A 12,496-nucleotide genomic window follows, 5' to 3' on the forward strand; every position below is an offset into this window, starting at 1 on the left:
GCCTTTGTGGAAGTCAACCGGGCGCTCTACGGCGGAGCGACCCCGTACGCCGCGGACCTCGCTGGCGAGAGCGCGACCGACGCGGCCTTTCCCCACGACTACCTCGATCGCGTATACCGCTTTGCGGCGCTCTTCTTGGACCGGGAATACGGGCTGTTGCGGTGGGCGCCGATCTTCGCGCTGTCGTTCGTCGGCTTGTTTCTCTTGCGGGCGTCGGTGCGATCCGGACTGGCGCGGGCGCTCCCGGAGCAGTCACGGGCGGAGCGCTGCGCGCGTGCCTGCGCCCTCGTCGCTGCAGCTCAGCTGGTGGTCGCGGCGCTTTTGGCGCCGACGATGTTCGGGTTCTGGTTTCCGCCGCGCCACCTGCTCGCTGCGCTGCCGCTCGCGACACCTTTGGTCGCTTGGGGCACCCGGCGTCTCCCGCGGCTCGCGCTGCTCCTCGCGGTCGCCGGGATGGTCGCGACCGTGGCGGTCTGGCTAGCCGGGCGGGAGGGCGGCGGGTTGGTGGTCGCCAAACCGGCGCAGGCGCCGTTCGGGCCGCTCGTCGAGCTCTTGCCGCTCTACGGAACCGGCACCCTCTGGCCGTACCTACTGGGCGCCGGCTTTTGGGGCGCGTTGCTCGCCCTCCTGGTCTTCAGCGAACTGCGCCACTCGCGCCAAACCGCCGGCAACACGCGCGCCAGGTACTCCGGATAGCGCACGAACGAACGCCCCGCCGTCCGGCGTCGCCAAGCGATCGGCACCTCGAGCGGCTCGATGCCCGCTCCCCACAGCGCGATCGTCAGCACCTGCGCGTAGTTGTAGTCGTGACGGATTCGCGCGGCCGCGAGCGCCCGGCGCGAGAAAGCTCGGAAACCACTTTGCCCGTCGGTGACCACGCGACCCCCGAGCAACATTCCGAGTAGCGCGCTTCCGAGTCGGTTGGCAAGCGCCCGGTGCCAGCTCATACCGCTGCGCTTGCCGAGAAAGCGGCTACCCACCACGTAGTCGGCGCGCCCGCGAACGATCGGTTCGAGCAGGCGCGGGATCTCGCGAGGGTCGTACTCCCCGTCGCCGTCGAGGTACACGCAGACGTCGTAGTCGCCGTCACGCGCTGCCTGGAGACCGGAGCGCAGGGCAGCACCGAGACCACGACCTGGGCGATGGCTGAGCACGCGCGCACCACGGGCACGGGCGATCGCCGCGGTGGCATCGCGCGAACCGTCGTCAACCACCAGCACCTCCAGCTCGACGCCGCAGGCGACGCGCGGCACGCCGTCGATCACCGCCCCCACGTTCTGCTCCTCGTTGCGCGCGGGGATCACCACCAGCCCTCGCCGCACCCGTGGTTGCACGACCACTTCTGTCGGTTCGAGCTCCGGTACGAGCGGCCGGCCGCGCGCCGCGCGTGGCGGCTCCACACCAAGCAGGGCAGCGACCGTCGCCGCTAGCTCGAGGATCGATCGGCGCCCCTTGACAACGGCACCCGGCAGCGCCCCCCGACCCCAGATCGCGAACGGCACGGGCCGCTCGCCCCAGTCGAGGTGTCCGTGCCCACCGATGCCCCGTCCCTGCCCGTGATCGGCCATCAGGATCACCGTCGCGTCCTCGAGCTTCCCGTGTTCCTCGAGCAACGCCAGGAACTCGCGGACGCGGGCATCGGTAGCTCGCAGCTGCTCCAGGTACTCGCGGTTGCGCACGCCGCGGACGTGGCCGATCTGGTCAGTGGCGAGCAGTTGCAGAACCAGCAGTTCGGGATCCTCCTCGCGTACCACCCGCACCGCCTCGGCCACCAGTGAGCGATCGATTTGGGCGGTTGGCTGAACCGAAGTGACGGCCCGGACCGGACCGCCCGGGAACGGATCGAGGAGGTGAGCGATGCCGACCAACCGGCCCCGCATCCCCGCGCGGGCGAGCACGTCGAAGATCGACTCACCGCGCACACCGAGTCGCGGAGCGAAATTCGAGCGCATGCCGTGCTCCTCGGGCGGTGCCCCGGTCAGCATCGAGGAGAAGCAGACGACGGTGCGTGCCGGGTACGCGGGCTCGACCTCGAGATACTCGCTGCCCTCGCGGAATAGACGGTCGATCGTCGGAACCTCGGCCTGGTACAGGCGCTCGCGGTTGCAGCCGTCGATCACGATCACGTACACCCGACGGGCAAGTGCAGAGCGCGGCTGCGGGGCCGCGGTGATCGGTGGATAACTCGGCAGCTGCCGAGCGCGGAAGCGTCGCTCCCACCAGGCACCGACCAGCGCAACACCAGCGAGAGCGACCAGTGGCGGTACGAGGCCGACGAGGTGGCGTGCTTCCGCGACGCTGCCGGCCACCGCGAGCGCGAGCAAGAACTTCGGAACCTGCTCGGCGGCGTTGCCGCTGGTCGGGTCGGAGTTGGTCAGCACGAGGCGCCAGAAGCGCAAGCCGTTGGTCCACGGCGCGCCTGTGCGCAAGCGGTAGTAGAGGGTTCCCCAGAGCCCCAGCGTGAACAGCGCATAGCCGGCGACCGCAGCAACCAGCAGCCCCCATTCGCGCCTCGGATCCAGCAGCACGAGCGCCGGCAGCGCGACCGCCCACAGCGCAAGCCGCCCGCGCAGCGGGAACTGGAAGCGCGCGAGCAGCAAGGAGCTCGCGAGCGTGCCGGCGAACGCAGCTGCGAACGATCCGCTGGGAGCGATCCCGAGGGGTAGCGCCGCCAGCAAGGCGAGCGCTGGATAGACGATCGAAAACGGGCGCCCCTCGTTGAACACGTTCCAAACGCGGGCGGCCCAGATCTCGAAATGGCCGGCGAGCACGCCGGCATCGTATTAGGTGTCCCTAACTATGGGCGTCGCCGGGCGCCGCGCCGCGCTCTGTCACGCGTGTCCCAGGGCGATGCCCACGCCGGCCACCAGCGCGCCGCCCAACGTGACCTGCAACAACGAGACCCCGAGCGGCACGCGCATGAAGCGCTTGCGGATCAGCGCGATCGTGACCAGCTCGATGGAGACCACCACGTAGGCGACCGCCAGCGCGTGCTGCACGTTGGGGATCAAGAACGGCAGCGCGTGCAGGGAACCACCGATGAACGTGGCGACGCCGGTGACGGTGCCACGCACCCGGCCTCGACCGCGCCCGGTGACGGTCCCGGGATCAGACAGTCCCTCCGACAACCCCATGCTGATCCCCGCGCCGAGGGCGGTCGCCAAACCCACGAGCAGCGCCTCGCGCGAGCCGGCGAGGTAAGCGCTGGCGAAGATCGGCGCGAGGGTCGACACCGTGCCGTCGATCAGCCCGACCATTGCGGGCTGCACGTAGCGCAGCACGAAGCTGCGCTCGTCGATCCCGAGCCGGGCATGTAGCGCCTGCCCCGTTCGCATGTCGATACTTATAGCAACTGATTTAAAATTAGATTGCCCTAAGATGAAGAGCGTGTCGCGGAGCACCCACGACCCTCGGCAGTCTTCTGCCACCCAGCCCCTGGCAGCAGCGCTACGCAGCCGCGGGTTGCGCGTCACACCACAGCGCCTGCTGATTGAGGAGGCGTTGCGCCGGATCGGTCGGCACGCGACCGCCGAGGAAGTCAGGCGAGCCGTCGCCGACCGTCTGCCGCACGCGACCGCCCCGACCGTCTACGCGACGCTTGAACTACTCGCTGAGCTGGGGCGGGTGCGCAAGGTGCGCGCGGGGCGCGGGCCGCTGCTCTTCGATCCGCGCGTCGACCGCCACGCGCACTTCGTCTGCAGCTCCTGCGGCGCGGTCTTCGACCTACCGGCACAGGCGCCGGCGGAGATTGTCGACCCGGCGCCTGCGCTCGCTGCTGCACGGGCAGCCGGTCACCACCCCGAGGCCGCCGAGGTCGTGGTGGAGGGGCGTTGCGCGCGCTGCGTCCAAGCGCCGCGCTGACTAGCCGCCGCGGGCGCCGTGCCCGCAGTCGGTAGTAGCGCCGTCGCGCGGACCATCGCGCTCTTCGGCGCGCATGGGCTCGGTCTTGTCGCGGAAGAGGTCGACGTCGGCACGTTCGATCAACTTCTGGCGATCACTATCGACCGCCTGCGCGATCCCGCAGGAGACACGGATCGGTCGCCCATCGGGCGCCTGACAGGAAGCGGCAACGATCGCGCGCACCCGATCACGTAGACGCTGCGCGCCAGCGGCGTCGGTCTCGCGCAAGATCACCGCGAACTCGTCGCCGCCCCAGCGGTAGCAAGCGTCCGTCGCGCGGGCCGCCTCGGCCAGCGCTACTGCGACTTGCCGCAGGCACTCGTCGCCAGCGGGATGACCCCACGTGTCATTTATCTCCTTGAAGCGGTCGACGTCGAGCAGCAACAGCGACAGCGTCGACCCGGCTCGCTCGAGCCTCGCCAGCTCGAGTTCCAGTGCTTCCTCAAAGGCCCGGCGGTTGCCGAGCCCGGTGAGCTCGTCGATGCGCGCCAGCCGCCGCGCCTGAGCCTCGTTCTCCCCGGAGACGATCCGCTGGTGGCGGACGTAACTCATCAGGATCAGGAAGGCGGTGCTGAGGGCGTACCAAGGGAGCGCGTGGCTCAGCAACAGCAACAACCGGTCGTAGCTGTAGGGCTCGTAGATCAGGGGGCTGAAAATCGCCAAGCCGATGAGCCCGAGCAGTGGCAGCGCGCGTCGCGCTGGATGAATGCCGGCAGCCGGGATCAACGCCAGCAGGTACGCCTGGTTGAAGGCCGAGTGCGTACCCCCAGACTGCCAGACGAGCAGCGCGAGCAGCGGTATCAGAGCGGCGTTGAGCAGCCAGAGGTGACGGAAACCGACCCGCTCACCGGCCAGCAACCAGTACGCACCGGCTATTGAGAGTGCGAGGAATGCCAGGTGTAGGACGAGCACCGGCGCTTCGAGTCCCCGCGCCGGAATCGACAGCAGCAGCAACAGCAGCCCGACGATCACCCCGATGATCAACGTCAAAGCCATCATGCGGCGAGCATTGCGCAGGTCGGCGCCCGCGTAGGGATCCTCCCGTTTCGTGAAAAGCTCGCTTACAGCGGCGCGGAACTCGCGGTCCGCGCTCTCTCTCCCGGTCATGTTCCGTTGATCGGCCGCGCGTCTGGCGAACTTCAATCCTGGACAGCCACGCTGGCCGCACCAGCAAGGAGCTGCTCGGCCGCGCTCGCTGGGTCGAGACGCCGCGCCACGACCTCGTCGAGCAGCGCTTGCAGGCGCGGATCATCGGCGACGGCCGCTTCGAGACGGCGCCGCAAGCGGGCGGCTGCGATCGTCAGGACCTCGTTGCGGAGGTTGCGGCGCCGACGCTCGGCAAGCTCGCCGGCCGCCTCGATGTAGGCGCGGTGCTCGGCGATCTTGGCGGCCAGCTCGCTTACCCCCTCTCCCCGCGACGCCTCGGTACGCACGATCGGCACTCGCCACCCTTGCTGCGGGCCGAGCGAGAGCACCGACCTGATCTCCCGCACCATCGTGTCGGTGAGTGGATGATCGGCCTTGTTCACGCAGATCACGTCGGGGATCTCCATCACGCCGGCCTTAAGCGCCTGGATCGAATCGCCCGAGCCCGGGATCAGTACGAGCACCACGGTGTCCGCGTTGTCGACGATGTCAACCTCGGCCTGCCCCACACCGACCGTCTCCACGAAGATCTCCTCACGCCCCGCGGCATCCATCAAAAGCACTGCCTGTAGGGCTGCCTCGGCGAGGCCACCAAGGGCCCCACGGTTGGCCATCGAGCGGATGAAAACTCCCGGGTCCAGGAAGTGCTCGGACAGGCGGATGCGATCACCCAGCACCGCCCCTTGCGTGAACGGCGAGGAAGGGTCGATTGACAGCACGCCGACCGTCCGACCCTGGTTGCGGGCGTGCTCAACGAGGCGCGCGATCAACGTCGACTTGCCGGCCCCCGGCGGACCGGTGAAGCCGACCACGCGCGCACGCCCCGTACGCGGGTAGAGCGCCCGCACCAACTCCCAACCGCGGGGATCGTCGTTCTCGACCAGCGAGATCGCGCGCGCCAGTGCCCGCCGGTCACCGGCCGCCACAGCTTCCGCCAGCTGGTCTATCGTCTTGGTGGTTGCCGCCATCGGGTGGATGGCCAGCGTACCGGCTGGAAGATGGGTATGGAGTCGAGCATCCGACTGGGGCGTATCGCCGGCATTGAGCTCGGCGTCAACTGGAGCTGGCTGGTCGCCGCCGCGCTCTTCACCTGGATCCTGGCGGGCGGCGTCTTCCCTGCATCGAACCCGAACCTCGGTACCGGCACCTATCTCGCGATGGCGGTGGTGGCGGTGCTGGTGTTTTTCGCGTCGCTTGTCGCCCACGAGTACGGCCACGCCTTGCAGGCCCGGCGCGAGGGCGTCGCGATCGACGGCATCACGCTCTGGATTTTCGGCGGGGTGGCCAAGCTCGCAGGACCTTTCCCATCGCCCGAGGCTGAGCTGCGCATCGCCTTGGCCGGCCCTGCGGTGTCGCTGGTGCTCGGCGTCCTCTTTCTCGGTCTGGCGGTGTTGCTGCCGCTGCCGGCAGCCGCCGACGGCGTGCTGCACTGGCTGGGCAACACGAACCTGGTGCTTTTGGCCTTCAACATGCTGCCGGCGCTACCGCTCGACGGCGGCCGTGTGCTGCGATCGCTTTTGTGGCGCAAGCGCGGCGACTTCCGTTCGGCGACACGCACCGCGGCGCTGCTCGGGCGCGGCTTCGGCCAAGGCCTGATCGTGCTCGGTGTGCTCGCGGTCATCGCGGGCGGTGCGGCAGGCGGCATCTGGCTGGCCTTCATCGGCTGGTTCCTGCTCGGTGCGGCGGAAGCCGAAGCCCAAGCCGCTGAGCTAGGGCTGGCGCTGCGCGGAATGCGTGTGGCTGACGCGATGGTCCGCGACCCGGTGGTCGTCACCCCCGACTTGAGCCTCGACGAGTTTCTCGACCGGGTCTTCTTCGACCACCGTCACACCGCTTACCCGGTGATCGACACCGGTGATGGCCGCGTCGTGCGCGGCATCGTCTCGTTCCGCGACGCCCTGCGTGTGCCGCGCGAACAGTGGCCACGCAAACGCGTCGCCGAGGTGATGGTGCCGCTCGAGCAAGCGCAGGTGCTCGACCCATCACTCCCGCTGGAGGAGGCACTGCGCACGCTCGCCGCCTCGCCGCTGCGGCGCGGGCTCGTGATGTCGAACTCGCGCTTCGAGGGGCTGCTGTCGATCACTGACGTGTTGCGCCTGCTCGAGCTCCTCGAGGGCGCTCCGTTGGCGCGCCGTCACTCGTAGGCGAGCGCTTCGAGGATCGCCACCCGCGCCGCCCGCCGGGCCGGCGCCAGCGCCGCCAACAGCCCGGCCAGCGCTGCCAGCACGAACAGCAAAAGCAGCTGAGCGACCGGCCACGCGAGCACGAACCCCTCGCTCGCCAGCGGACCGGCCATCGCCGCCGCCACAACGCAGCCGAGGGCGATACCGAGGGTGGCACCGATCAGGGCCGTCAGGACCGCTTCGAGCAGCACCATCGTGCGCAGCTGACGCCTGCTCATCCCGACGGCGCGCAGCAGACCAAGCTCCCGCGTGCGTTCGAGCACGGAGAGCGCCAAGGCGTTGACGATCCCCAACACCGAAACCAGGATCGAGAACGCGAGCAGTACGTACACGAGCGCCGCGAGCTGGTTCACCTGACGCTCGATCTTGCGCTTCGCGGCGCGCTGGTCGAGCGCCTGGACGGTCGGAAACTTGCGCTCCAGCACGCGGCGCAAGCGCCTCAGCAACACCGGCGTAGGGACACCGCGCTGCGGCTCGACGAGGAGCAAGGCGACGCGCCGCTCGCCGAAACGTGCGGCCAGCGTGCGTCGCGAGACGACGATGTCACCGAAGACGTCCGCGTCGTCTTCCACGGTCGCGGCGACGCGTGCCCGGAACCGTGTGTCACGCGGCGTCAGGATCGTCACCGTCCGTCCCGGCGCGATACCGCGCGAACGAGCGAAGCGTTCGTCGAGCAAAACCTGACCGCGAGCAAGCGCCGCCAGCGGCCGTTCGCTGCCGCGCACCACGCGCAGACGCACGAGCGACGCGGGGGTGTCGGTGTCGAGGGCGCTGACTTGCCGGGTCCCATCGATACCGACAATGCGCGCCGCGGAGAAGCCGAGGCCGGCGACGGCACCTACGCCCCTTACGCGCCGCACGGTCTCCTCCACGCTCAGCGGCAGCACCGTGAAGCCGTCCTGCGACTGCACTTCGAGCGGGGCGGGCAGCGTCGTCTCAATCGCGCGTCCCGCTGAAGCATTGATGCCGGCCGCGAAGACCGCGACGAAAACCACCAGCGCGAGACCGATCATCAAGGCCGTTGCCGAAACCGCCGTCCGGCCCGGCTGGCGCAGAGCGTTCTCGCGCGCTAGCCGACCAGCCAACCCGCCGATCCGCGCGAAGCCTGCGCCGAGCACACGCGCGACCGGCACCACCACGAGCGGTCCCGCAAGCACCAAACCCATCAAAAGCGCCAAGGCACCGGCGCCCACCAGCAGGGCCGCACGACCGCTGGCTAGCGGCGCCAACGCGCCGATAGTGAGTCCCAAGGCACCCGCTACGAGCAGCGCCGCGGCGGCGCCGCGGCGCCGCCTGCGCGCGCGCCGCGAGACGCGCGCGACCGGTAAGCGGAGCGCTGCTAGCGGCGGTATGCGGGTCGCGCGGATCGCCGGCACCAGAACCGCGACCAGGGTCACCGCGAGGCCGACAGCGAGCCCAACGATCAGCGAGCGCGTTCGCACAACCGGACCGCTGTTCGGCAGGTCGAGCCCCGCCATTCCAAGCAGCTCGTCGAGCGCGGGCGTCGAGGCGATCCCGAGCGCGACGCCAAAGCCAGCGCCCAGAACCCCGAGCGCCAGCGCCTCCGCGATCACCAAGCCGAGCAACTGACCGCGAGCTGCGCCCAACGTGCGCAAAAGCCCGAACTCGGCAGTGCGCTGAGCGACCGTAATCGAGAAGGTGTTGAAGATCAAAAAGCCCCCGACGACCACCGCCACCCCGGCAAAGACGAGCAGCGCAATACGCAAGAACGAAAGTCCGGATCGAACCTCGCGCGCCTGGCGCTCGACGCTTTCCGCGAGCGTCTCGACGCGCGCTTCCCGCCCGAGTCGAGAGGCGAGGCGAGTGCGCAACTCCTCAGGGGTCACGCCGGGTGCCGCCCGCACCAGCAGCTGATCAAAACGACCGCGCTTGCCGGTTACGGCGCGGGCGTCGGCAAGCGTGAGCGTTACCGCTACCGCTCCGCCGAGGGAGGCCCCCGCGCCAAGGCGCGTGATCCCGACCACGCGAAAGCGACGGATACCGCGCTCCCCGACCACGCCGATGCGCTCACCCACACGGACCGAGCGAAACCTTGCGCTCGCCTCGTCGATCGCCGCCTCGCCCGACCGGCTGGGCGCCCGTCCACGGACGTACCGCAACGATTCGAACGGCCGCGGCAACACCGAGCCGATGAAGTTCGGGGCGAAACCGCGACCGAGCGGGCGGTCACGGTCGTCGACCACCTTCGCGAAGCCGACGACTCCGCCCACCGCCTGGCGGACGCCCGGCACGGCGCGCACGCGCGCGAGCAGAGAGGCTGGCAACGTCGGCGGTTCGACTGCCGGAGAGCTGATCGGTTGGCGGGCCGTCACGACCACGTCGGCGCCCTTCTGGGACTCCCGAAAGAGCCGCTCGAAGGAGCGATCGATGGTGTCCGTTAGCACGTAAGTCCCGGACACCAACGCAACACCGACGACCACCGCCGCGAGCGTCGCGAGCGCTCGCAGGGGCCTCGCCCGCAGGTTGCGCAGCGGTATGCGCAGGGGGACTCTCAGCACCTGATCAAGCCGAGCCGGAGAGCAACTCGGCGACCTGTTCCCGGCTCTCTGCGCGACCGTCAAAGGCGATACGCCCGTCGCGTAAGAGCACCAGCCGGTCTGCCCACACCGCTGCCGCCGGATCGTGGGTGACCATCACCACCGTCTGACCGAACTCGTCGACCACTCCCCGTAGCAGCCGCAGCACCTCCTGGGAGGAGCGCGAATCGAGGTTGCCGGTCGGCTCGTCCGCAAACACCACGGCGGGACGAGCGATCAGGGCGCGCGCCAGCGCGACCCGCTGTTGTTGGCCGCCGGAGAGCTCAGACGGGCGGTGCTCAAGGCGGTCCCCGATACCGATCCTGGAGACCAGCGTGGCAAACCACTGCTCATCCGGCTTACGGCCCGCGATCTCGAGGGGCAGCAGGATGTTTTCGCGCGCCGTGAGCACCGGCAGGAGGTTGAAGGACTGGAACAGAAAGCCCACCCGGTCACGGCGTAACCGTGTCAGCGCCTCTTCGTCGAGCTCGGTGATGGTTACACCGTCGAGGACGATCGAACCCGCGGTCGGCCGGTCGAGTCCGGCCAAAAGATGCATGAGCGTCGACTTCCCGGAGCCGGACGGTCCCATCACGGCAGTGAAACGTGTTGCCTCGATGTCGAGGTCGACGCCGCGCAGAGCCGAAACCGCCGCTTCGCCTTCGCCGTAGACCCGGCGGAGTCCGCGCGCTCGCACGATTGGGGCAGTAGTGGCGGCGGGCTTGGAACCGTCGAGACCTAACATCAGCGCACCTTGGAAGCCTAACATCAGCGCACCTTGGAAGCGAGCGGCAAAGCGATCGAGCAAGAACGCGGTGAGGGGCTCGAGCCGCCGCCGCCACCCCTACCTCCAGACTACCCGTTCGTCCGCACCCCCCCGCCGCCGCTGCGCGGTGGGCCGCTAGCGCTTTTGACCTTCATGGCCCGTAACCACATGCTGCGCCCCCGCTACGGGGTGTTGTTGGCTCGTCTTCTATGGCTCAAGCTGCGTTACCGCGGGCGTCTGGTTACCGACGGCATCGCCTTCGTCGAGCGCGGTGTGGAGCTCGAGATCGGCAGACGAGCACGCGTCGAGCTCGGCCGGTGGTCGTGGATCGGCCGGCGTTCGAAGATCCGCTGTCACGAGGGGGTGGTGCGCATCGGCGCGAAGACCGTGCTCGGACAGGAGTGCACGATCTCCGCTTATCAACACGTGTCGATCGGCCGTGAGTGCGTGATCGCCGATCGCGTGATGCTGATCGACTTCGATCACTGCATGGCCGAGGTCGAGCGTCCGATTCGCGAGCAGGGGATTTACAAGCGCGACGTGCGCGTCGGCCACAACGTGTGGATGGGGTACGGCGCCTGCGTTTTGCGGGGCGCGACGGTCGGCGACAACTCGGTGCTCGGCACCTACGCGGTGGTTACGCGCGACGTACCGGCCAACGCGGTGGCGGTCGGCGTGCCAGCGCGGGTGATTCGCATGCGCCCGGCGCCCGAGCGCCTGCGCTTCGTCGACTGACGCCGCAGCCTCAGCCGCCGAGCGCGAGCGGTGCGTCGACGACGAGTTCCCGGTAGACGGAAGCCACTTGCCGGGCGACGTCGGCCCAGTCGAACGTGAGCACGTGCTCCGACGCCTCGGCCACGAGTCGCTCGCGTAGCTCGGCGTCTGTCAGTAGCCGTTCCGCCAGCTCGGCGAGCGACTGCGGATCGCGCGAGCGGAAGCGCATTCCCACTTGCTCGCTCGGCACCACTTCCCGCAAGCCGCCGGTATCGGCGACGAGACAGGGACAGCCCGAGGCCATCGCCTCGAGCGCGACGAGGCCGAACGGCTCGTAAATCGACGGCACCACGCAGAGGTCGGCGATGCGGTACAGCGAGTGCAGTAGGTCGTCGCCGATCCAGCCGAGGAACGTACCGTGGCGATCGAGACCCAACTCCCGCGCTTGACGGCGCAGGTCGTCCTCAGCGGTCCCCGATCCCGCAATCACGAAGCGCACGCCGCCGACCCGCTCGATCACCCGCGGCAGCGCCTCAAGCGCGATCTGGAAGCCCTTCTCGTAGACCAGCCGCCCGACTAGCAACACCAGCTTCTCGTCGGGACGGGCGAACTGCCCACGTAGCGTGTCGAGGTCAGCGACCGGCACCAGTTCGCTGGGGTCGATGCCGTTCGGGATCACGGCGATTCGGCGCTCGTCGAGGCCGAACACGTCGGCGACGTGCTCGCGCATGTACGACGAGCAAGTGATCACGCGGTCAGCGCGGTTCGCGATCCAGCGTTCCACCCCGTGGATGTAGGACTGCGGGTGGCGATCGACGTGGCCCTGATGGCGCCCGTACTCGGTGGCGTGGATGGTCACCACGAGCGGCACGTGGAAGCGGCGTGCGAGGTGGTCACAGGCGACCGCCACCAGCCAGTCGTGCCCGTGTACGACGTCGAAATCGAAGCGGTCGCCGAGCTCGACACCGGCCGCCAACATGTCGGCGTTCATGTGCTCTACCCAGGCGATGAACTGAGCGAGGTCGCGGGGGCGACGCGGTTCGCGCACACGATGGATCGTCAGCGCCCCAAGTTCCTCCTCCGGCGGTGACTCCTCGAGTCCGCGGGCCAGAACGTGTACCTCGACTCCCTGGTCGAGGAGGTTCTCGGCCAGTTTGCGGACGTGCCGAGCGAGGCCGCCTTCGATCAGCGGCGGATACTCCCAGGAGAGGATTAGTGCACGCATATCTCGTTCTAGCCGTCCCTGGTTC

At 69.1% G+C, this 12,496-nt stretch carries 10 protein-coding genes; 3 read left to right on the plus strand and 7 right to left on the minus strand.

Annotation, left to right across the window (positions count from 1 at the left end; translation table 11 throughout):
• Positions 1–560: 560 nt before the first annotated feature.
• Both BLW41_RS01035 and BLW41_RS01040 read right to left on the minus strand, forming a co-directional pair.
• Positions 561–2,771, minus strand: coding sequence for an alkaline phosphatase family protein (locus BLW41_RS01035; RefSeq protein ID WP_093115427.1), 2,211 nt, complete (start codon positions 2,769–2,771; stop codon positions 561–563).
• A 60-nt stretch (positions 2,772–2,831) separates the two neighbouring features.
• On the minus strand, positions 2,832–3,335 hold the full coding sequence (locus BLW41_RS01040; RefSeq protein WP_093115429.1) for a VIT1/CCC1 transporter family protein: 504 nt from the start codon (positions 3,333–3,335) through the stop codon (positions 2,832–2,834).
• 43 nt (positions 3,336–3,378) lie between these two features.
• On the opposite strand from BLW41_RS01040, the gene BLW41_RS01045 reads away from it, so the two are divergent.
• Positions 3,379–3,861: a Fur family transcriptional regulator gene (locus BLW41_RS01045; RefSeq protein WP_218138166.1), complete on the plus strand. Its 483-nt coding sequence runs from the start codon at positions 3,379–3,381 to the stop codon at positions 3,859–3,861.
• Here BLW41_RS01045 and BLW41_RS01050 read toward each other — a convergent pair whose 3' ends face one another.
• Both BLW41_RS01050 and meaB read right to left on the minus strand, forming a co-directional pair.
• Positions 3,862–5,007: a GGDEF domain-containing protein gene (locus BLW41_RS01050; protein WP_143038506.1), complete on the minus strand. Its 1,146-nt coding sequence runs from the start codon at positions 5,005–5,007 to the stop codon at positions 3,862–3,864. It abuts the gene before it with no gap.
• Positions 5,008–5,039: 32 nt separating this feature from the next.
• On the minus strand, positions 5,040–6,014 hold the full coding sequence (gene meaB, locus BLW41_RS01055) for a methylmalonyl Co-A mutase-associated GTPase MeaB (RefSeq protein ID WP_093115435.1): 975 nt from the start codon (positions 6,012–6,014) through the stop codon (positions 5,040–5,042).
• Positions 6,015–6,017: 3 nt separating this feature from the next.
• Here meaB and BLW41_RS01060 point away from each other — a divergent pair, with 3 nt between their 5' ends.
• A complete protein-coding gene (locus tag BLW41_RS01060) occupies positions 6,018–7,190 on the plus strand; it encodes a site-2 protease family protein (RefSeq protein WP_093115437.1) in 1,173 nt (390 codons plus the stop codon).
• Here BLW41_RS01060 and BLW41_RS01065 read toward each other — a convergent pair.
• Positions 7,181–9,748, minus strand: a complete 2,568-nt coding sequence (locus tag BLW41_RS01065; RefSeq protein WP_143038507.1) for an ABC transporter permease — start codon at positions 9,746–9,748, stop codon at positions 7,181–7,183. The two genes, BLW41_RS01060 and BLW41_RS01065, sit on opposite strands and share 10 nt — an antisense overlap.
• A 4-nt stretch (positions 9,749–9,752) precedes the next feature.
• Entirely contained in the window at positions 9,753–10,535 is a 783-nt protein-coding gene (locus BLW41_RS01070) for an ABC transporter ATP-binding protein (RefSeq protein WP_218138167.1), read from the minus strand.
• Between the two features lie 9 nt (positions 10,536–10,544).
• Here BLW41_RS01070 and BLW41_RS01075 point away from each other — a divergent pair, with 9 nt between their 5' ends.
• On the plus strand, positions 10,545–11,267 hold the full coding sequence (locus BLW41_RS01075; RefSeq protein WP_218138168.1) for an acyltransferase: 723 nt from the start codon (positions 10,545–10,547) through the stop codon (positions 11,265–11,267).
• Between the two features lie 10 nt (positions 11,268–11,277).
• Here the strand turns inward: BLW41_RS01075 and BLW41_RS01080 are convergent, their stop codons facing one another.
• Positions 11,278–12,471: a glycosyltransferase family 4 protein gene (locus BLW41_RS01080; protein ID WP_093115440.1), complete on the minus strand. Its 1,194-nt coding sequence runs from the start codon at positions 12,469–12,471 to the stop codon at positions 11,278–11,280.
• Positions 12,472–12,496: the final 25 nt, after the last annotated feature.

Origin of the sequence: Thermoleophilum album (genome assembly GCF_900108055.1) — a bacterium.
Taxonomy (GTDB): domain Bacteria; phylum Actinomycetota; class Thermoleophilia; order Solirubrobacterales; family Thermoleophilaceae; genus Thermoleophilum; species Thermoleophilum album.